Origin of the sequence: Shewanella spartinae, from assembly GCF_019457555.1 — a bacterium.
In the GTDB taxonomy this organism is placed as follows: Bacteria; Pseudomonadota; Gammaproteobacteria; order Enterobacterales; family Shewanellaceae; genus Shewanella; species Shewanella loihica.
Genome location: NZ_CP080418.1, coordinates 798,582 through 819,767 on the forward strand (window position 1 = coordinate 798,582; position 21,186 = coordinate 819,767).

Genomic DNA, 21,186 nt, shown 5'->3' on the forward strand with positions numbered 1-21,186 from the left:
CAGACATCCTGGTGAGTAGGCATAGTAGATCAAGGTGTTAGCTGGGTCTAGAGGGGAGTGGGGGCAAACTTAGTTTGGGGAAATAATGTTGTGGGTCTTCAACCTATACCTGGGTATGTGCGGCCTTACGGCCGAGGTAAGTCGTGGAACTCCGTTCCACACCAGGGCAAGGAGGACTGCTCGTCCTCGCCAAATACTTCCTTGTAAAAAGCCAGTTCGGCATCCCTGCCTCTCGCTCAAAACGGTCATTGACCTGACCTTCGCCCTTGCATCCACCCTGACGCCCCGACGAAGTTGTACTCCTTCGTGTCTTTTTGAAAATCCCTATCGCCTTATATTCGCCATCCATGGCTCACCTGAGGCTATCTCGGCGTCCTTGCCTCAATCACGTGATTTTCTGCAATCCACTCGGCTCTGGCATCCTGCTTCGCTCTACCTTCTGCATCCATGCAGTCGTCGGCAACTTCGATGGGGATTGTTGTAGCCACAACCTTTATTGTTTCTTCGCTGAGATGGTTGTGCCGATCTTTTCGAGACGGGGTGGGGCTGAGGTTTGTCGGGCTATGGTCAGAACTGTGGTTTTTGCCACTAAAAAGGCTTTATTATTTTCGATTAAGATAATCGTTTTTATTCGATATATGCTTTTAGCATCTTGCTTCTAATATATTCCTGATGACTAAATAATGCCCTGGAAATTTAGCCTTGCCGCTTGCTGTCTCTTTTTTGTTTTTTTGCGGCTTGGCGAAATCCACTCTGGGCTGACAACAGGCTTCGCCTTGGCGAAGCGCAATTAACCTGAAGGAAGCTAACCATGAAAGGAAAAACAGTAAACAAGCAAACGCTCGCGGCGTTAGTGAGTGCCTTGTTGGTGTTTAACCCTGCCGTCGCCGATGAGCAAGAATCCGCACAGATGACAAAGCCCAAAGGGGCTGCTGCCACTGGTACCGCCAAAGCGTTTCAACCCAAGAGCAAACAGTTTTGGTGGCCCGATCAATTGGATCTTTCCCCGCTGCGGGATCACGACTCCCGCTCCAATCCCTACGGTGAGAGTTTCGACTACGCCAAGGCCTTCAACTCGCTGGATCTCGACCAGGTAAAAGCCGATATCGACCAGCTACTCACCCAATCGCAGGATTGGTGGCCAGCCGACTACGGCAACTATGGTCCTTTCTTCATCCGCATGACCTGGCATAGCGCAGGTACCTATCGCACCCTGGATGGCCGTGGTGGCGCCGGTGGCGGTCAGCAGAGATTCGAGCCGTTAAACAGCTGGCCCGATAACGCCAGCCTAGACAAGGCGCGCCGCCTGCTCTGGCCGGTGAAACAAAAATATGGCGAGGCACTCTCCTGGTCAGACTTAATTGTACTTGCGGGCAACGTCGCCCTGGAAAACATGGGATTTAAGACAGTTGGTTTTGCCGGTGGTCGTAACGACGACTGGGAGCCAGACATGGTGTACTGGGGACCGGAGGTCGAGATGCTCGCCAGCGATCGTGAAGACAGAGACGGCAAGCTGCAAAGGCCGTTAGGTGCGACCCACATGGGGCTCATCTATGTTAATCCGGAAGGCCCGAAAGGGGTGCCAGATCCGCTAGGTTCGGCCAAGAATATCCGCACAGCCTTCTCTCGCATGGCGATGAATGATGAGGAAACTCTGGCACTTATCGCCGGCGGTCATACCTTCGGTAAGATGCACGGCGCCCACAAGCCGAAAGATTGTCTGGGGGCAGAACCTGCCGCGGCAGGCATCGAAGCCCAGGGGCTGGGCTGGCACAACAAGTGTGGCAAGGGCCACTCAGAAGACACCATCACCAGTGGCCTAGAAGGGGCCTGGACTCAGGCGCCCACCAAGTGGACCTCGCTCTATCTGAGTAACCTGCTGACCTACGATTGGCAGCAGACCCGCAGTCCTGCCGGTGCGATCCAGTGGATCCCAACCGACGAGTCGGTGCACAAGGCCGTGCCCGATGCTCATGTCAAAGGTAAGTTTCATGCGCCCGTGATGACCACGGCGGATCTCGCGCTCAAGTATGACCCCGAGTATCGAAAGATCGCCGAGCGCTTCCTGGCCGACCCGGAAGAGTATCGTCTCGCCTTTGCCAAGGCCTGGTACAAGTTGACCCATAGAGACATGGGGCCTGCCCGTAACTTCCTCGGTAAAGAGGTGCCTCAGGGTAGCTTCATCTGGCAAGACCCAATTGATGATAAGACCCAATCGCGTCTTAGCGCAGGCGATATCAAGCAGCTTAAAAAGGCCATCAGCAAGTCTGGACTGAGCGTTGCCGAGCGTGTGCGCCTGGCCTGGGCGTCGGCGGCCAGCTATCGTCAGTCAGATATGCGTGGCGGCGCCAATGGTGCTCGTATCGCCCTGGCACCGCAGAAGGATTGGGCGGTGAACAACCCAGCCGAAACTGCCAAGGTGCTTAAGACGCTGGAGGCGATTCGCGCCGACTTTAATAAGGGCGCCGGCAAGAGTCAGGTTTCCTTGGCCGACCTTATCGTACTCGCGGGGGCTAGCGCCCTAGAGCAGGCCGCCAAGCAGGCGGGCTTTGAGGTCGCCGTGCCTTTCACCCCAGGACGAGGTGATGCCACACAGGCGCAGACGGACGAAAACTCCTTTAGCCTGCTGGAGCTGCATGCCGACGGCTTTAGAAACTACTTCGACGTAAACCACAGCTATAAGTCGCCCACCGAGATGCTGGTGGATAAGGCCGACCAGCTGGATCTGACGGTGCCCGAGATGACAGTGTTAGTCGGTGGCCTGCGCGCCCTCGATGCCAACTATCAAGGGGCGAAGCACGGGGTGTTGACCCAGCGTCCCGGCACACTTAACAATGACTTCTTCGTCAACCTGTTAGACATGTCGACCCTGTGGCAGAAGTCAGATGTCGATGGCATCTATCAGGGACTGGATCGTAGCAGCGGCAAACCTAAATGGACCGCCACCTCGGTGGACCTCATCTTCGGCTCTAACTCTGAACTGCGTGCGGTCGCCGAGGTTTATGCCTTCGATACCTCTAAGCAGAAGTTTGTCGATGATTTCGTCGCCGCCTGGGTCAAGGTGATGAATTTAGATAGATAACAGGGGAGTGTCGGTCTGATGACCGTTGTAAGTCTTGGAACTCCGTTCCACACCAGGGAATGTGAGGCCTTACGGCCGAGATAAGTCGTGGGATTCCATCCCACACCAGGGCAAGAGGGGGATCTCCAGCAATCCCCCTCTTGCATCTCCCCTTGCCGCCCCAGACGAAGTTACATGCATTGATTAGGAGCCTCATACTCCAAAGAAAATCGCCTAACGACTCGGATGGGACTCCTGTCCCCCCGAGCCTTAGCCATCGTCCATGATGGCTATACGGCATTTTCATCTGCGTATTTCGGCAACTTCGATGGGGATTTGTTGTAACCACAACCTTCAATTTCCAATATTTATTATAACTTTAGGTTTAACTTAACTGACCGCATTATCGTAAAATACCTGGACAGGTTATTTTTTGAGCGCTATGTTGAGTGTTGTCGATAGAAGGTGCTGCAGGGATGGATTAGTACACTTAGATAGTTATATCTTAAGTTGATTTCATGGAAGACGACGAATAAGAAATAGTTTTCAATTGCCTCCCAATGAACGTATTTCATTCTTTGCAATCATTTTAGGTTTTTTAAGGCTTTGGATAGTTAAATTGTAGTTGTCTCGTTGCTATCTAGAAGCCTATTGTAGAGAGTCGAGATATCTATGAAATTATCCCAAGTTTTATCAAGTATTAATCAGGTTGAAAAGTCTAAGTTTATTTCATGTTTAGATAAATTATGTACCAGTGCATTGCCAAATGATAAGCAATTAGCGAGATCAGTAAGCAAGATCGATGGACAGATAAAGAATGCTTCTGGCAGCGAAATTACTTCATTGTTTGCTTTGGTTTCTTGTATCTATAAAGAGTCTATTCAAGAACAAATTGCTATGTCAGATGCCCAAATTGGTCTTTTGATAAATATTCTTACTCGAGATGGAAATTGTATTGCTCGTATCTCATGGATTGAGCATTTGTATAATAAAGAGTGGAAGGATTTAAATGATTCTGCAATAGAGATCAGAAGTTTGATTGAACAAAGCAAAGACTCTGAAGATATGTGCAGGGGAAGACAGTTAGCCATTTATCATGATTGCTTTAGTGTTGCATTTCTGAATGATGAGAAAATTAATCGAGAGGCAAGAATTACTGATGATGAAAGAAGTATCTTAAACACATTGGCTGATCGTCTAGGTATATCTATGGATGAGGCTTCTGCAATAGAACATCTGATTAATCCCATACCTCAAAATAATGTATTAGAAGGGCTGAATTCTCTGAGGGAGATGGGGGTTTTATTTATCAATAGGAAACGCTCGGAAGTGTTAGTTGCGGATGAAGTCGTTGCTATTTTAAATGAGCTTCAGGGTAAAGAGTTAGCTAACAAACATACATTGAGAATACTTAGGTCTCTGTCTGATGCAGAATTGTCAAATGTATTTAAACACTATAATAAGAAGATTAGAGGTGTTGAGCGTTATAAAAAAATTAGTGAAATAATTCATTCTAGAATCCCTATTAGAAATATCCTTCAACGAGATATATTTAATCCCGGTGAAGCCCTTAATCAAAGGAAGGATAGGTTAAAGGCGCTAATACATGACTTAGATCTTAATGTAGATAAAATTGGCGCTACGTTGGATGATAGAATCAATGTAATTGTATCTAAGTTAAATAATTCAACTAACCAAGAGTTCGAGTGCCTTAGTGCTGCAGGATTCAAAGAACTTTATGTAACACTACAAACTCATTTTCCTGATTTCGAATCTTTACTCAGAACAGAGTTTGAACTGGAAGAGTCAGAGGATATTGATACAGAGAAGTTAAGGGCTTTAAGCATTACTCCTGTGGATATACTCTATTTGCTTAGCAATGAACAAGTAAAAGTAGTTAGAGACAAGATGTCGCTGTCTAAAAGAGGAAATCCAAGGCAGTTAATTTTGGAGTCTTTTGCTAATGCAAATGAAAAGTTGATAGAGAACTATCCTGCTCTGGCTCGAAGAGATTTAGCTGCCTTGAGAAAAGCTGCTATTGATATATCAGAGGCGGAAGTTGGTGTTAAGTTTGAGGAAATAACCAAGGAGATTTTTGAGAATTTGAATTTGGTTGTTGATGAAGATGTTAGAAAATCAATTAATACAGCTAAAGATAAAGCAGATATTGTTATATCTTTAAGTGATGATGATGTCATTATTGGTGAGGCTAAAACTTTTAAAAATGGTGATTTTGCAAAATATGCGACGACATCCAGACAGGTTAAGTCATACGTAAATCGCTGTGAAAACCAAGGGAAAAGAGTTGCTCAGGTATTGATTATTGCCCCTAGTTTTTCACAGGACTTTGTTGAAAGTGCTGAAATGGATACCGAAATTAATATATCACTATTGGAAGCTGAAGGATTGAAGATGATCTATGACGCTTACAGATCTCGCCGTAATCCTAAGTTTTCGGCAAAGTTGTTAACTAAAGGTGGCTTGTTAAAAGCTGAGTTAATTGCAAAGAATATTTAAATGTTAGAGAGGTTAATTCGGGATTTTTGTAAGCTGTCATTATTAGTTTTCAATGTGGGTTAAAGCTACAACAAGTCCCCATCGAAGTTGCCGAAGGGCGTTGGAATAAATCGGGTGAGGCGGGCATGGATGCCCGACTAGCTTCCGCAGGTGCATGGATGCATCCTTCGGAAGCGCTAGCGATTTATCCATAAGCACGAGGCTCCTAACCAATGCAGTTAACTTCGTCTGGGGCGTCTGGGTGGATGCAAGGAGGGCGAGGACGAGCAGTCCTCCTTGCCTAGGTGTGGGATGGAATCCCACGACTTACCTCGGCCGTGAGGCCGTATCCGCCAAGCGGTGTGAAATGGAATCCCGCGACTTACCTCGGCCGTAAGGCCGTATGAGTTAGTTAGGCGAAGCCTCTGAACTAACGTTCAAACGAAGTTTGCGTAATCAAAGGAGTCAAGGTGATGACTCCAGATCACTTCCCGTTACACATCATAATCGAGTACTGGTGCCAACCAGCGCTCTGTCTCCTCGACACTCATTCCTTTGCGCTTGGCGTAGTCCTCTACCTGATCCCGGCCGATATTGGTCACGCCGAAGTAGCGCGACTGCGGGTGGGCGAAGTACCAGCCGGAGACGGCGGCGGTGGGGAACATGGCGTAGCTCTCGGTGATCTTGAGATCTATGGTCTCGTCGGGCTTTAGTAGCTCCCACAGCAGGCCTTTCTCTGTGTGATCCGGGCAGGCGGGGTAACCGGGGGCCGGACGTATGCCCTTGTATTTCTCGCGGATCAGCGCCTCGTTATCCAGGTTCTCATCGGCGGCGTAGCCCCAGAACTCCTTACGCACCCGCTCGTGCATCCGTTCGGCGAAGGCCTCGGCCAGACGGTCGGCCAGACACTTGAGCATGATGGCGCTGTAGTCGTCATGGTTGGCCTCGAAGCGGGCCACGTGCTCGTCTATGCCGTGTCCTGCGGTGACGGCGAAGCCACCCATGTAATCGGCGATGCCAGAGTCTTTCGGCGCGACGAAGTCGGCGAGACAGAAGTTGTCGTTGCCCACACGTTCTATCTGCATCCGCAGATGGTGAGTGGTCATCTCAACCTTGCTACGGCTCTCGTCTGTGTAGATCTCGATATCATCATAATTGACCGTGTTGGCCGGGAAGAGGCCGATGACCGCCTTGGCCGTGAGCCACTTCTCATCGATTATGGTCTTGAGCATCGCCTTGGCATCTTGATAGAGCTTGCGGGCCTCTTCGCCCACCACCTCGTCGTCGAGGATCTTGGGGAAGTGGCCATGTAGCTCCCAGCTGCGGAAAAATGGCGTCCAGTCGATGCGATCGACTAGGTCTTCCAGCGGATAGTCGTCAAACACCTGTCTGCCCAATTGATTTGGCACAAATGGCGTATGAGTGTTCCAGTCTTGCTGGCAGCGATTTTCCCGTGCGGCCTCCAGGGAGACGATCTGCTTGCGCTTGGCTTGTGAATTACGTTTGTCGCGCATCACCCGGTATTCCTCGTAGGCGGCATCTATGGTCGCCTGACGGGTCTCCTTGTTGATCAGCTTGGCCACCATGGGCACGGCGCGCGAGGCGTCGGCGATATAGATGGCGCCTTCGGGGGCGTGGGGTGCGATTTTCACTGCTGTGTGGATCTTGGAGCAGGTGGCGCCGCCTATGATGGAGGGAATATTCAGCCCCGCCTTGTGGAAGGCTTTGACGTTGTGCACCATTTCATCCAAGCTCGGGGTGATAAGCCCCGACATGCCGATGATATCTACCTTCTCGGCCTTGGCGACCTCTATGATCTTCTCGACCGGCACCATGACGCCGAGGTCCACCACCTCGTAGCCGTTACAGGCTAGCACCACGCCGACGATGTTCTTGCCTATGTCGTGCACGTCGCCTTTAACCGTCACCATGAGGATCTTGCCGTTGGATTCGCCCTCGACTTTTTCCGCCTCTATGTAGGGGTTGAGGTAGGCCACCGCCTTCTTCATCACCCGCGCCGATTTCACCACCTGTGGCAGGAACATCTTGCCCGAACCAAACAGGTCGCCGACCACGTTCATGCCATCCATCAGCGGGCCTTCGATCACATCCAGAGGACGGCTGGCCAGCTGGCGCGCCTCTTCTGTGTCCTGGTCGATAAAGTCGGTGATCCCCTTGACCAGTGCGTGTTCCAGCCGTTTGTTGACCGGCCAACTGCGCCACTCGAGATCTTCCTTCTTGGCGCCCGTGGCGCCGTCGCCACGGTACTGCTCGGCGATCTCCAGTAGCTGTTCTGTGTTGTTGGACCCTTCCACCGGGCAGGGCAGGTTCTGCACCACGGCCTCTACCCTGGCCTTAAGCTCGGGATCGATATCGTCATAGATCGCCAGCTGCCCGGCGTTGACTATGCCCATGTCCATCCCCGCATGAATGGCGTGATAGAGGAACACGGCGTGGATCGCCTCGCGCACCGGGTTGTTACCGCGGAAGGAGAAGGAGACGTTGGACACGCCGCCGGAGATCATCGCATGGGGCAGGGTACGCTTGATCTCGCGCGTCGCCTCGATGAAGTCCACCGCATAGTTGTCATGCTCGTCGATGCCGGTGGCGATGGCGAAGATGTTGGGGTCGAAGATAATATCTTCCGGTGGGAAGCCTACCTTATCCACCAATACTCTGTAGGCGCGGGTACAGATCTCTATCTTGCGTGCCATGGTATCGGCCTGGCCAACTTCGTCGAAGGCCATGATGATGGCCGCCGCGCCGTAGCGCTTCACTAGGGTGGCCTGCTCGATAAATTTGGCCTCGCCCTCCTTGAGGGAGATGGAGTTCACCACGCCCTTGCCCTGAATGCACTTGAGTCCGGCCTCGATCACCTCCCACTTGGAGGAATCGATCATGATGGGGACCCGGCTGATGTCGGGCTCGGAGGCGATAAGGTTGAGGAACTTCTGCATCACCTCGACGCCGTCCAGCATCCCCTCGTCCATGTTGATATCGATGATCTGGGCGCCGTTTTCCACCTGATCCCGAGCGACCGACAGCGCCTCTTCATATTCGCCTGTCTTGATAAGGCGTAGAAATTTTGCCGAGCCGGTGACATTGGTGCGCTCGCCCACGTTAACAAACAGCGAGTCGGCGTCTATGGTCAGCGGCTCAAGGCCCGACAGGCGACAGGCCACCGACAGATCCGGCAGCTCGCGGGCGCCGTGCTTGATGACGGCGGCGCGGATTGCCTTGATATGGTCTGGGGTGGTGCCGCAGCAGCCGCCGATAATGTTGAGCAGGCCTTCCTCGGCCCAGGGGCCGATCACCTCGGCCATCTGCTCTGGGGTCTCGTCATAGCCGCCAAATTCGTTGGGCAGGCCGGCGTTGGGGTGCGCCGACACATAACACTCGGCGATCTTCGACAGCTCCTCCACATAGGGGCGCAGCTCCTGCGGCCCCAGGGCGCAGTTGAGACCGATGGAGAGCGGTTTCACGTGGCGCAGCGAGTTGTAGAAGGCCTCAGTGGTCTGGCCCGTGAGGGTGCGGCCCGAGGCATCGGTAATGGTGCCCGAGATCATCACGGGCAGACGCTGGCCCAGCTGGTCAAACAGGGTTTCGATGGCAAACAGCGCCGCCTTGGCGTTGAGGGTATCGAAGATGGTCTCTACCATGATGATATCGGCGCCGCCCTCGATAAGGGCCTGGCTCGATTCGATATAGGCTTCCACAAGGTCATCGAAATGGATATTGCGATAGCCAGGATCGTTCACATCCGGGCTGATAGAGCAGGTGCGGTTGGTGGGGCCGAGAACCCCGGCCACATAGCATTGACGGCCGGTTTCGGCGGCCACCTCATCACAGGCGGTGCGGGCGAGTCGGGCGCCTTCAAGGTTGATCTCCCGTGACAGCTCCTGCATCTCATAGTCGGCCATGGCCACCTGGGTGGCGTTGAAGGTGTTGGTCTCTATGATGTCGGCGCCCGCCAGCAGGTAATCTCTGTGGATCTGCTTGATAAGCTCGGGTTGGGTCAGCACCAACAGGTCGTTGTTACCCTTGAGATCGCAGGGCCACTCGGCAAAGCGTTCGCCGCGAAAGTCGGCCTCCTCTAGCTTGTGGTTCTGGATCATGGTGCCCATGGCGCCGTCGAGGATCAAAATTTCCTTATTGAGCCGCGCGCGGATCGCGTCGTTAATCTGCCTTACGTTTCGAACAGGGGATTGGGTCGCCATAACTTTCACCTACTTCAACTGACCTATTGCCTAAACTGCCGCGTCTATCGATTTGACGTGCTATTTTTATTTTGGATGTATAAACGTATAGACGTCTATACTAATCGACTTATAATACCCAGGGCAAGTCTAAAGAGTATAGGGGAAGGTGCGAACAGGTCCCATCTGCTCTGCGTCGGCTTACAGACCTAGATGCAAGGCGTGGTTCGCAGCAAATGGCCCAAGTCCTTTGTAAGAAGCACAACACAGCAGATAGGCCTGTAAGCCACGCCCTTAGGGGCTTACACAGCAACCGGCTCTCTGCGTTATCTGACTTAGACAGGCCCCGGCATGCCCTGCGTCAGACGCCTTGAACGCCAATTGCTGTGTAAGCCAGAGTACCATGAGGACTTATTCGCAACTTCCCTAAGCTTAAATCTGGTTTGGCTTCGAGGAAGAATGCTGGTTAAGCCGCGTTCCCATGGCATAAGGCTCATGTCGCGAGAGTGGGTGAATCTGAAAGTTTTTCAATGCCTTATTTATCTTTCATTGCCAAGGGATACTTCCAGAGAGTATCCTGCTAACCATCTAGATTTTAAAGGTTTAATGCTGCAGTTATGACGCAAACGACACTCTATTTGATGCGCCACGGCGAATGTGAAGGCGGCAACCTGCTGCGCGGCCATAGCGATCAACCTCTCACCGAGATAGGCTTCGCCCAGATGCAGCTGGCCTATGCTAAGCTGCCCCAGGCGGTGGACAGGGTGATCAGCTCGCCGCTCAAACGTTGCCGCGTGTTTGCCGAACATCTGACGACTAAGAATCAGGTGAAGGTAGCCCTGGATGCCGGGCTCAAGGAGATCTACTTCGGCCGTTGGGATGGCCAGCCTATCCCTGAGCTGCATGCCGATCACGGTGAGGAGCTGAGTGCCTATTGGCGGGACCCTTGGGCCAATCCGCTGCCCGAGGGGGAGCCCATGGCTGATTTCGAGCGGCGTGTCGACGAGGTGGTCGAGCAACTTGTACATCAGCATAGCGGCGAGGCCTTGTTACTGATCACCCATGGCGGCGTGATACGTCACCTGATGGCCAAGGCCCTGGGGGTAGAGCGCGCCGTAGGCTTCTATACCCGGCTGAGTCTGGACTATGGCAGTGTGGTCAAGATAAGTCACTATCGCGACAAGGCGGGAGAGGGCTACTGGCGTCTGCACTGGCATGACGCCGAGTGAGTCTGGCCTTGTGTCGGCGGCAAAATTTAGCATAATAACCGGGCGCAGGGACCGCCTGCGCCGGGAGTATGGTGTCGAGATCGCCAAGGCGATAACTCGGACTTAATAGGGAATTGGGGAAGGCCCAGCGCCGCTAGCCCAAACTGTGCCCGCAACTGTGAGTGTGCCGCTAGGTCTAAGTCGACCGGTTGGCCACGAGTCAGGATACCTGCCTACTCTCTAACCACTATCTCAAGCGGGTGACTTGAGGGAGCCAATAGATGAAGAATACCTCGGGGCCGAGTCTGGCCCAAGGGAGAGGGCGCCTCGGCGCTGCTTCCCGGAGGGCGCGACCTTGAGCGCCCCTAGTCAGCCATCACAAACAGAATCACTCCTGTCTCACGGCGCCAGTGACGATGCAATTTTAGGTACAGACACAGGTGCTGGTGCAGCCATCGGCGATGGCGCCTGCGCGCGCCCAGCGCTGTCGGTACGGGATCTCAGCTGGCGCTGCGGCGAGCGCACCATCCTCTCTGGGGTCAAGTTGGATCTGCCAGAAGGCAAGATGCTGGGGATCATAGGCCCCAACGGCGCCGGCAAGTCCAGCCTGCTGCGCTGCCTCTATCGCTTCCTCACCCCAAGTAGTGGCGAGATCCAACTGTTTGGCCAGCCCATCGCCAGCCTGAGCGCCAGGGCCTTTGCCCGCGAGGTGGCCGTGGTGCTGCAAGACACGCCCCAGCATTTCGACATGACCACGGCCCAGCTGGTGGCATTGGGGCTTACGCCACACAAGGCCGCCTTCTCCATGACCACTAAGGCTGACCGCCTGGCGGTGAGTCAGGCCCTGGAGACAGTGGGGCTCAAGGATCGCGCCGGACAGACCTACGCCTCCCTGTCCGGGGGCGAGAAGCAGCGGGCGCTGATCGCCCGCGCCATAGTGCAGCAGCCTAAGCTGTTGATCCTCGATGAGCCCACCAATCACCTGGATATCCGCTATCAGATCCAGATCCTCGAGCTGCTCAAGGCCCTGGGGGTGACTGTGGTGATTTCGATTCACGACCTCAATCTCGCCAGCGCCCTTTGCGATCAACTTTTGCTGCTGGACCAGGGTAAGGCCGTGGCCCAGGGCTCGCCCAAACAGGTGCTGAGCGAGGCGCAGATCGCCAGGGTATTCGGCGTCTGCTGTCAGGTATCGCCCCATCCACAGCACGGCAACCCGCAGATTAACTATTTCTATGGCTATCACCTTCAAGATGGCGGGCATAGTACTCAGCACGGCAATGGCTTGGGTGACCAGGCCTTTGAGGCGAAGGAGGCTAACCATGATGAGCGCTAGCCTGAGTCTGGGAAGAGGCTATAGCCCGCAACAGTACCTGGCCTTCGTCTGTCTGGGATTGTTGACCCTGGCGACTCCTGTGTTGGCGGTGAGCTTCGGCGCGGCGCAGATAGGCGTCGCCGAGGTGCTTGAGGTGCTGCTGGCCAAGCTGAGCGGCGCCGATCCCGGCGGCGTGACCGCAAGAATATTGATTGAGCTGCGCCTGCCGCGCATCTTGCTGGCCTTCATCGCCGGCTTCGGCCTGGCCCTGGCGGGCGCCGTGTTGCAGACGGTGACTCGCAATCCCCTGGCCGACCCCTATCTGTTTGGCATCTCATCGGGCGCCAGTCTGGGGGCGGTTGTGGTGATCACCCTGCTGGGCGGTGTCGGCGGCACTTTGGCCAGTGTCGGCCTGCCGCTCGGCGCCTTTATCGGCGCCAGCCTGGCGGTGCTCATGGTGCTGGCCCTGTGCGGGCGGGATTTGAACACCCAGATAGAGCGCATGTTGCTCTCCGGGGTGGCGATCTCCTTCCTGTTTGGGGCGCTGGCCAGCCTGATGCTCTATTTCTCCGGGCCGCAATCGGCCGCCTCTGTGCTGTTCTGGAGCCTGGGCAGCTTTGCTAAGGCGAGCTGGCAGATGCTCTGGCTGCCCTGGCTGCTGGTGTTGGCGGCGAGCGCCATTTTGCTGCTGCTCAAGCGGCAGATCCTCGCCATTCAGGCGGGGGATGAGACCGCCCACACCCTGGGCATTCGGGTGCAGCGCCTGCGTCTCGTCAGCCTGCTGCTCTGCTCGCTGATCACCGCCGTCCTGGTGGCCAACTGTGGCGGCATCGGCTTCGTCGGCCTGATGGTGCCCCACATGGTGCGCCTATTGCTGCCCGGGCGTTTCGCCCTGCTGCTGACGGCCTTGGTGGGCGGCCTGTTTATGATCTGGGTGGATGTGCTGGCGCGCTGCCTGCTCAGCTATCAGGAGCTGCCGGTGGGGATCATTACGGCTGTGATAGGCAGCCTCTTCTTTCTGTTTATCCTGGGCGGTAAGCGTAGCAACTAGCCTAGGTTCCCTATGCATCGAAGGAAAGGTGCATTGAAGGAAAGGTGTATCGAAGAAAGGTGCATGGAAGGAGAGAGCATTGAAGGCAAAGCGTATTGAACTATGCCTGCTAAGAAGGCGTGGATTGCAATGAATCGAGAACGAGGGCGAGCGATATGAGGTACCAGTATGTTTGAAGTCACTGAGGTAAGTAGCGAGTTCGATGCCAAGATCCAGCAGAAGATAGACACTAAGACCAAGCCCCTCGGCGCCTTGGGCGCGCTCGAGACCCTGGCGATGACTATCGCCCGGGTGCTGGGTCCAGACAAGCCGCAGATCGTCAAACCAACCCTCTTGGTGTTTGCCGGCGATCACGGCATCGCCGCCTCCGGGGTCTCCATCGCGCCTAGCGAGGTGACTACCCAGATGGTGATGAATTTCCTCAAGGGCGGCGCGGCCATCAATCTGTTCTGTGCCCAGGGAGGGATCACCATGGAGGTGATCGACTGCGGCATCGCCCAGGAGATCCATGATCAACCTAAGCTTATCAACCACAGGTTGGGGGCTGGCACAGGTGCGATTCATCGCGAGCCCGCCATGACCCTGGGCGCGGTCAAGCAGGGCTTCGCCATGGCCAGGGAGCGGGTCGCGCTGCATCACGGCCGCGGCTGTAACCTAATAGCCTTCGGCGAGATGGGCATAGGCAACACCAGCTCGGCGGCGGCCATCATGGCGGCGCTGATGGGGCGCGAGGCGGCCGAGTGTGTCGGTCGGGGCACTGGCATAGATGCCGCCACCTTGGCACGCAAACAGCTGCTGGTGGAGCAGGCGCTGTTTTTGCACCGTGAGCAACTAGGAGATCCCTATGGCGTATTGGCCTGCCTGGGTGGCTTCGAGATAGTGCAGATGACCGGCGCCATACTGGCGGCGGCAGAGCTGAAGATGCTGGTGCTGATCGACGGCTTCATCGCCACGGCGGCGGCCCTGGCAGCGGTGACCATAGCGCCCCACGCCCGGGACTATATGATCTTCGCCCACGAGTCCTGCGAGCGCGGCCACAAACTGATGCTGGAGCATCTCAATGCCCAGCCGCTCTTGTCCCTCGGACTGCGTCTCGGTGAGGGAACCGGGGCGGCGCTGGCTGTGCCTCTGGTGCAGGCGGCGGCCAAGTTTTACAACGAGATGGCCTCCCTCGAAGAGATGGGCATTTCGATTTAGCGGCAATAGCAATCTAAGGATCAAAAAGGGAAAGCGCGACGATGTTTGCCAGAGAGTTAAACCTGTTTTTTATCGCCATGGGCTTCTTTACCCGGATCCCCATGCCGACCTGGGTGAAGGTCGACAATGAGCGGCTCAATCAGGCCAGCCGTTACTTCGCCCTGGTCGGCGTGCTTGTCGGTGGCCTCTGCGCCCTGGTCTATAGCCTGGCGACTCAGGTATTGCCCATCAGCGTCGCCATCTTACTCGCCATGGTGGCCGGGCTGCTGCTCACCGGCGGCTTCCACGAGGATGGCCTAGCGGATACCGCCGACGGGTTCGGTGGCGGCTGGCAGGTGCAGGATAAGCTCACCATAATGAAAGACTCGCGTGTCGGCACCTATGGGGTGCTGGCCCTAGTGATGAGCCTGCTGTTTAAGTTTGTGCTGCTCAGTGAAATTGCCCTGTTCGATGGCGATCTCGTGATGGCAGCCTTGGTGGTGGGCCACTGCCTGAGCCGTATGGTGGCGGCCTCACTCATCTTCACCGAGACCTATGTTCGGGATGACGACAGCAGCAAGAGCAAGCCTCTGGCCCAGTCGCAGACCCCAAATGAGCTCGGCATTTTGCTGCTGACCGGCATCCTCACCCTCTGGCTCAGCGGTATCGCCTCGGCGCTCTCGCTCTGTTTGGTGTTGCTGGCGGCCCGCCAGCTGCTGGTACGCAGTTATCGCCGTCAGATCGGCGGTTATACAGGCGATGTGCTGGGGGCGACCCAGCAGGTGATCGAGCTGCTCTGTTACCTGTTTATCCTGGTGATCAGCCTATGATACACCTGGTTCTAGGCGGCGCCCGCAGTGGCAAGTCTCGCCATGGCCTTTCCTTGGTGGCCGATTATGTGGCCAAGGGTTATGAGTGCCTGTTTGTGGCCACCGCCCAGGGGCTGGATGAGGAGATGCGCGCGCGCATCGCCCGACACCAGGATGAGCGCCGTGAGGATGGTTTGCCCTGGCAGACCCTGGAGTGTCCGCTACACTTGAGTGCCTGTATCGAAACTCACGCCAGGGAGAAGCGGGTAATCCTAGTCGATTGCCTCACCCTCTGGCTCACCAATCAGCTGCTTGAGGGGGATGACTGGCCGGCGGCCAAGGCGGCGCTGCTGCGCGCCTTGGAAACGGCGCCAGGGGCTGTCGTGCTGATCAGCAATGAGGTGGGCTGTGGCGTGGTACCGGCCGACCCCTTGAGTCGACGATTTGTCGACGAGGCGGGCTGGCTGCATCAGGCAATCGCTCAGCGAGCCCAGCAGGTGGTCTTGGTCACCGCGGGTCTGCCGCTGATCCTCAAGGATGAGACGAGCTAGGGCGCCAGGGAATAGGAAGCAAAGTAATGACACCAGATAACTTAAGTAATCAGCGAAACCAGAGTAAACAGTGCAAGCAGGGCAATAGCAATCAAGAGGCGAGTGGCAATATCTTGATGGTGCAGGGCACCACCTCGGATGCGGGTAAGAGCACCCTGGTGGCGGGCCTGTGCCGCTATTTCGCCCGTCAGGGGCGCAGGGTGGCGCCCTTCAAGCCGCAAAACATGGCGCTCAACAGCGCGGTGACCCTTGACGGCGGTGAGATAGGCCGTGCCCAGGCGCTGCAGGCCGAGGCCTGTTACCTTGCGCCCCACACAGACTTCAACCCCATACTGCTTAAACCCAACTCGGACACCAGCTCCCAGGTGATAGTGCAGGGCAAGGCTCTGTCCCACATGGAGGCCCAGACCTATTTTGGCAAAGACAGCCAGGGTTATCGCACCAAGGCGATGGCGGCTGTGCTGGATTCACTGTCACGCCTGGAGCGGCAGTATGAGCTGATCCTGGTGGAAGGGGCGGGTAGCCCGGCGGAGATCAACCTGCGCGAGGGGGATATCGCCAACATGGGCTTCGCCGAGGCGGTGGACTGCCCGGTGATCCTGATCGCCGACATCGACAAAGGCGGGGTGTTCGCCCATATCGTCGGCACCCTGGCACTGTTGTCAGCATCCGAGCAGGCCAGAGTCAGAGGCGTGGTGATCAATCGCTTTCGCGGCGACATCTCTCTGCTTAAGCCTGGCCTAGATTGGCTAGAGGCCAGGATAGACAAGCCAGTGCTGGGCGTCTTGCCCTACCTTAACGATCTGCACCTGGAGGCCGAAGACGCCCTGGATGCCCGTCAGGTGAGCAGTGGCAACGCCCGCTTTCGGGTCTTGGTGCTGGTCTTTCCCCGCATCAGCAATCACACAGATTTTGACCCCCTCAGGCTGCACCCAGACATAGACTTTCGCTATCAACAGGTAAACGAGGCCTACGACGGTCAGGCAATTGATGCCGATCTCATCATACTGCCCGGCAGTAAGAGTGTGCGGCAGGACCTGGCCACCATGGTCGAACAGGGCTGGGATCGCGCCCTTAAGCGCCACCTGAGATATGGCGGCAAGGTGATCGGCATCTGCGGTGGCTATCAGATGTTGGGGCTGGCCATCGAAGATCCCCAAGGGGTCGAGGGGGAGGCAGGTGACAGCGATGGCCTGGGGCTACTGCCCATAGTCACAGAGCTGACCCCTAACAAGCGTCTGGCTCAGGTGACAGGCACGATAAAACTGGCGGGCGAGCGCGCAAGCATTGCTGGCTATGAGATCCACTGTGGCCGCTCCACGCTGTTATCTAAGGCGACCAAACCCCTCACCCTAGAGAGTGACGAGGGCAATCGGTTTAACGAGGGCTGTCTGTCCCATGATGGCCAGATCCTGGGCAGCTATCTGCATGGTCTGTTCGACAGCCCTGAGGCCTGTGCGCTGCTCCTTGGCTGGGCCGGGCTCAGCAGTGCGGCCGCCGTCGATCCCGAGGCGATCAAACAGGCACAGTTAGATCGCCTCGCCGATACCCTGGCCGGGCATCTGGACATGGCGAGGCTGAGCGCCATCCTCGCCGAGACGCCACTAAGGCGCCCAAACAAGAATAATTAACTAAAGGAAAGAAGATGAGCGCGGACAAGCAGGCGGAAAATCAGGCGGAAAATCATAAGGCCGAGCGTCATAAGGCGCGTCAGCAGAAGGTGAAGGAGGCGGTGGACGCCAAGATCGCCAAGGCCCAGACCGAGAAGGGCGTGCTGCTGGTGATGACCGGCAACGGCAAGGGCAAGACCACGGCGGGTTTCGGTAACATCACCCGCGCCGTCGGTCATGGTAAGAAGGCCGCCGTGGTGCAATTTATCAAGGGCAACTGGCCCTGCGGCGAGCGCGCCGTGCTGGAGAAGGTGGGGGTCGAGTTTCATGTGATGGCCACCGGCTTTACCTGGGAGACCCAGGACAGAGAGGCCGATACCCTGGCGGCGCAGAGTGCCTGGGAGGCGGCCGAGACCCTGCTGAGCGACGACACCATAGACATAGTGCTGCTGGACGAACTCACCTACATGGTGAGCTATCACTATCTGGATCTGGACAGGGTGCTGACGGCGCTTAAGAACCGTCCGCCCATGCAGCATGTGATTGTCACGGGGCGTGCCTGTCATCGGGCGATTTTGGAGCTTGCGGATACTGTGAGTGAGGTGCAGCCCATAAAGCATGCATTTGAGAGCGGCGTTAAAGCCCAGCTCGGCTTCGACTACTGAAAATTGCTATTGCAGTGCTCAATTGCGGCGTTGCGTCCTCATTCACGGCTCGCCTACCTATAGGTATGTCTTCGCCGTTCATTGCGGGGCGCCTTGCACTGGAGCACTTCATGACGCAATTTAGATTTCTTCCTGTTTGCTCCTGTGGCGGTATTGTCTGCGCTGACTCACCCAATCACATACTCATGTATGCTCATGGACTGAGCCAGCTTGACGGCTTAGCCACAGAAGCAAACCGTTTGAAATGAAGGATATGGGCTTCATGACGCAACTTGGATTTCTGCCTGTTTGCTCCTGTGGCGGTATTGTCTGCGCCGGCTCACCCAATCACATACTCATGTATGCTCATGGGCTGAGCCAGCTTGACGGCTTAGCCAAAGAAACAAACAGTTTGAAATGAAGGATATGGGCTTCATGGCGCAATTTGGCTTTCTGCTTGATTGCTCCTGTGGCGATATTGTCTGCGCCGGCTCACCCAATCACATACTCATGTATGCTCATGGGCTGAGCCAGCTTGACGGCTTAGCCACAGAAGCAAACAGATTGAAATGGGCGAGTGGATTTCCTTCGAGCTCACCACGGTGGCGGTATTGTCTTCATTTCTACTGCCAGTTACATGATCATGTATGTGATTTAGCCTGCTGTAGCTTAAAGACTGAGATGATGAGTTACTTGTCTCTATATATGAGAAAATTTTTATTAACCTGGTTAGCTATCAAATGTTAAAGTGAGCAAGTCTTATAAAACGCTAAATAAATTATCCGAGGGAGTTAGGGGTGAGATGAAGATAAAATTTGTTGCACTATTAATATCCCTCGCGACCTTTGTTTCTCAGGCTGGTCAATTACTCGATTATCACGGTAAGGTCTCAGTATACGCCAAGAGCCAAGATCGTCTCGCGCTACATAGCCACTATAGATATTATGATAAGGATATAAATGAATTAAAAGATGTCTCATATCTTGAACTATATGATGGTAATAGTTTAGGTCTTACTCCTTTTTATCAAGAAAGCTCACCAAGGTTTCTCGCATTGACTTGGACTACAAATGGGGACTATCTCATTGGTATGTCAACGCATAGTCAAGCAGATAATTATTTGTCGGTGTATTCAAATGCTGGTATTCCATTGAGAACATTTAGCATGGATTGTTCCTTCTGGTTTGACGAATCAAAAGAAAAAGAGCTTGAAAATAAATCACAAATTTTCATTGGTATGTTAGGTGCGTTTTGCGATACAACACCTGAATTATTCTACATGCTTACTGATATCAATTCATTTAAGGCTGTTTATTTAGGGGGAGGCGTTAATGCCGTTGGGAGTTGCATTCGAGAAGATTGTGTAGTCTTACCTTTAGATGAAAGAAAACAGGAAAGTTTTATGACCCTATATGAATTACGAGATAAGTATAAGCTCAATGAATTTTAGATTAGTATTACATAGATACTCATAGTTAATACCTAACTACTGGAGAAATCTTTGTGAAATATCTTCTGTTTACAGTATTGCTTTTGTCATCGTTCGTCACAGCAGTTGAATTGAATGATAGAAATCCGTTCTTGGAAAATGTTCATGATTTATGTATGAAAAAAAAGATGCTTTCAAGTGTGATATGAGGGATTTGACAGAAAATATTGTCTATGTTGAAGAACCGGAATTAGTATTTGATAATTACTGCGTTAAGTTTGAAAGTAGATGTGAGATTTTGGGAATAACATATATTTTGAGTCGACACGCATATGTTGGTAGAGGTGACGGTATACAGTGTTCTGATTATATTCGTTACTCTAAATGATATGGTGTCGAATATTTTTATGTGGATGCTAAAGTATTGGGTTTTGTTTTTTTCTAAAAGATAAGGTTTTAAGTGGAGAGTTCAGGAGTCGCTGTTTAAAGAAATCCAGGACGTTTTATGAAGATATTAATGTTTTTGGGGTTTATGTCTATCAAAGCAGTGTGGATGGCGTGAGTAAATATGAGGTGAAGTTAAGTGAAGGTGATGTACTGTACTCTGTATATTTTGACTCAGCAATGGAATTTGAAGAGTGTGAAGGGGAAAGAGGGCTAAAACCTTAGAATCATTATTTGACGGCTGAGCTGCCTTTGTTAGAAAAATGCGCAGTCCGCTCAGGTATCTCGATATTTGTAATATAAGGAAAGAAGAAAGAATGAAGATAAGGGTTAAGCTGTGGCTGTTGTTGTCCTTGTTGCTGTGTGTGCCTGGGCTTAAGGCGGCGCCTGCGAAGCGGATCATCGCCCTGTCACCCCATGGGGTGGAGATGCTGTTTAGCATAGGGGCGGGGGAGAGTGTGGTCGCGACCACAGATCATGCCGATTTTCCCGATGCGGCCAAGGCGATCCCGCGGATCGGCGGCTACTACGGCATACAGATAGAGAAAGTTATCGAGCTCGACCCGGATCTGATTGTCATCTGGGGCGGCGGCAACAAGCGCGAGGATATCGAGCGCCTGACCCAGCTGGGTTATCCCATCTATAACAGCGACCCTAAGACGTTGGAGGCGGTGGCAGACGATCTGCTGGCGCTGGGCAAGCTGACCGGCAAGGAGCGCGAAGCGGAGCGGGTGGCCGAGCAGTATCTTATCGGCCTCAAGGCGCTCAGCAAGGAAAATCGGGCCAAGGCGCCGGTGCGGGTCTTCTATCAGCTCTGGTCTGTGCCCCTGATGACGGTGGCCGAGGGTAGTTGGATAGAGCAGATCATCCAGGTCTGCCACGGCGAGAATGTGTTTAGCGACGCGGGGAACGAGTATCCCCAGGTGAGCCTGGAGGCTGTGCTGCTCAAGCAACCTCAGGTGATATTGCAGAGTCAGGACGAGGGTAATGTGCGCGGCATCGACTGGTCTGCCTGGCAGGAGATCCCGGCGGTGAAGCAGCGCCACATCTATCAACTGGATGCCGACCTCTTGCATCGGGCGACTCCAAGGGCCATCTTAGGGATTGAATCTTTGTGTAAGGCCTTGGACAAGGCGAGATAAACACAAACTAAAATTAAAACTAAAGCTAAAACAATGCGCTAAACAATAAGGAGA

General features: G+C 54.2%; 13 protein-coding genes and 1 riboswitch. Of the genes, 12 read left to right on the forward strand and 1 reads right to left on the reverse strand.

Going from position 1 to position 21,186, the window contains the following annotated elements:
- The first annotated feature begins 811 nt into the window (after positions 1-811).
- The gene (gene katG, locus K0I31_RS03605) at positions 812-3,082 is read left to right on the forward strand and encodes a catalase/peroxidase HPI (protein WP_286670329.1); all 2,271 of its coding nucleotides are present in this window, start codon (positions 812-814) and stop codon (positions 3,080-3,082) included.
- 651 nt (positions 3,083-3,733) lie between these two features.
- On the forward strand, positions 3,734-5,578 hold the full coding sequence (locus K0I31_RS03610; protein WP_220079933.1) for a hypothetical protein: 1,845 nt from the start codon (positions 3,734-3,736) through the stop codon (positions 5,576-5,578).
- A gap of 473 nt (positions 5,579-6,051) precedes the next feature.
- Here the strand turns inward: K0I31_RS03610 and metH are convergent, their stop codons facing one another.
- Positions 6,052-9,774 (reverse strand): methionine synthase, encoded by a 3,723-nt coding sequence (gene metH / locus K0I31_RS03615; protein WP_220079934.1) that lies wholly within the window; start codon positions 9,772-9,774, stop codon positions 6,052-6,054.
- Positions 9,775-10,370: 596 nt separating this feature from the next.
- Between metH and K0I31_RS03620 the strand changes: the two genes are divergently transcribed.
- From K0I31_RS03620 to K0I31_RS03665, 10 genes are all read left to right on the forward strand, one after another.
- Positions 10,371-10,982 carry a histidine phosphatase family protein gene (locus K0I31_RS03620; protein ID WP_220079935.1) on the forward strand — a complete coding sequence of 204 codons (612 nt, stop codon included), beginning with the start codon at positions 10,371-10,373 and terminating at the stop codon, positions 10,980-10,982.
- A gap of 51 nt (positions 10,983-11,033) precedes the next feature.
- Positions 11,034-11,212: riboswitch (cobalamin riboswitch) on the forward strand.
- A gap of 203 nt (positions 11,213-11,415) precedes the next feature.
- Positions 11,416-12,297 carry an ABC transporter ATP-binding protein gene (locus K0I31_RS03625; RefSeq protein ID WP_434086915.1) on the forward strand — a complete coding sequence of 294 codons (882 nt, stop codon included), beginning with the start codon at positions 11,416-11,418 and terminating at the stop codon, positions 12,295-12,297.
- Positions 12,284-13,327: a FecCD family ABC transporter permease gene (locus K0I31_RS03630; RefSeq protein WP_220079937.1), complete on the forward strand. Its 1,044-nt coding sequence runs from the start codon at positions 12,284-12,286 to the stop codon at positions 13,325-13,327. The genes K0I31_RS03625 and K0I31_RS03630 overlap by 14 nt, the downstream gene beginning before the upstream one ends.
- Positions 13,328-13,495: 168 nt before the next feature.
- Positions 13,496-14,524, forward strand: coding sequence for a nicotinate-nucleotide--dimethylbenzimidazole phosphoribosyltransferase (gene cobT / locus K0I31_RS03635; protein WP_220079938.1), 1,029 nt, complete (start codon positions 13,496-13,498; stop codon positions 14,522-14,524).
- 41 nt (positions 14,525-14,565) lie between these two features.
- Positions 14,566-15,333 (forward strand): adenosylcobinamide-GDP ribazoletransferase, encoded by a 768-nt coding sequence (locus K0I31_RS03640; RefSeq protein WP_220079939.1) that lies wholly within the window; start codon positions 14,566-14,568, stop codon positions 15,331-15,333.
- Positions 15,330-15,863 (forward strand): bifunctional adenosylcobinamide kinase/adenosylcobinamide-phosphate guanylyltransferase, encoded by a 534-nt coding sequence (gene cobU, locus K0I31_RS03645; RefSeq protein ID WP_220079940.1) that lies wholly within the window; start codon positions 15,330-15,332, stop codon positions 15,861-15,863. The genes K0I31_RS03640 and cobU overlap by 4 nt, the downstream gene beginning before the upstream one ends.
- Positions 15,864-15,889: 26 nt before the next feature.
- Positions 15,890-17,494 (forward strand): cobyric acid synthase, encoded by a 1,605-nt coding sequence (locus K0I31_RS03650; protein WP_220079941.1) that lies wholly within the window; start codon positions 15,890-15,892, stop codon positions 17,492-17,494.
- A 14-nt stretch (positions 17,495-17,508) separates the two neighbouring features.
- Complete coding sequence (gene cobO / locus K0I31_RS03655) at positions 17,509-18,138, forward strand: cob(I)yrinic acid a,c-diamide adenosyltransferase (RefSeq protein WP_220079942.1); 630 nt, start codon at positions 17,509-17,511, stop codon at positions 18,136-18,138.
- A 781-nt stretch (positions 18,139-18,919) separates the two neighbouring features.
- The gene (locus K0I31_RS03660; RefSeq protein WP_220079943.1) at positions 18,920-19,567 is read left to right on the forward strand and encodes a hypothetical protein; all 648 of its coding nucleotides are present in this window, start codon (positions 18,920-18,922) and stop codon (positions 19,565-19,567) included.
- A 740-nt stretch (positions 19,568-20,307) separates the two neighbouring features.
- A complete protein-coding gene (locus K0I31_RS03665) occupies positions 20,308-21,132 on the forward strand; it encodes a cobalamin-binding protein (RefSeq protein ID WP_220079944.1) in 825 nt (274 codons plus the stop codon).
- The last annotated feature ends 54 nt before the right edge of the window (positions 21,133-21,186 follow it).

Excerpts from the sequence above, each read along its gene's own strand:
- K0I31_RS03610 (WP_220079933.1), top strand. The coding sequence starts at position 3,734 with ATGAAATTATCCCAAGTTTTATCAAGTATTAATCAGGTTGAAAAGTCT.
- K0I31_RS03650 (WP_220079941.1), top strand. The coding sequence starts at position 15,890 with ATGACACCAGATAACTTAAGTAATCAGCGAAACCAGAGTAAACAGTGC.
- cobU (WP_220079940.1), top strand. The coding sequence starts at position 15,330 with ATGATACACCTGGTTCTAGGCGGCGCCCGCAGTGGCAAGTCTCGCCAT.
- cobO (WP_220079942.1), top strand. The coding sequence starts at position 17,509 with ATGAGCGCGGACAAGCAGGCGGAAAATCAGGCGGAAAATCATAAGGCC.
- metH (WP_220079934.1), bottom strand. The coding sequence starts at position 9,774 with ATGGCGACCCAATCCCCTGTTCGAAACGTAAGGCAGATTAACGACGCG.
- katG (WP_286670329.1), top strand. The coding sequence starts at position 812 with ATGAAAGGAAAAACAGTAAACAAGCAAACGCTCGCGGCGTTAGTGAGT.
- K0I31_RS03630 (WP_220079937.1), top strand. The coding sequence starts at position 12,284 with ATGATGAGCGCTAGCCTGAGTCTGGGAAGAGGCTATAGCCCGCAACAG.
- K0I31_RS03640 (WP_220079939.1), top strand. The coding sequence starts at position 14,566 with ATGTTTGCCAGAGAGTTAAACCTGTTTTTTATCGCCATGGGCTTCTTT.
- cobT (WP_220079938.1), top strand. The coding sequence starts at position 13,496 with ATGTTTGAAGTCACTGAGGTAAGTAGCGAGTTCGATGCCAAGATCCAG.
- K0I31_RS03665 (WP_220079944.1), top strand. The coding sequence starts at position 20,308 with ATGAAGATAAGGGTTAAGCTGTGGCTGTTGTTGTCCTTGTTGCTGTGT.
- K0I31_RS03620 (WP_220079935.1), top strand. The coding sequence starts at position 10,371 with ATGACGCAAACGACACTCTATTTGATGCGCCACGGCGAATGTGAAGGC.
- K0I31_RS03660 (WP_220079943.1), top strand. The coding sequence starts at position 18,920 with ATGAAGATAAAATTTGTTGCACTATTAATATCCCTCGCGACCTTTGTT.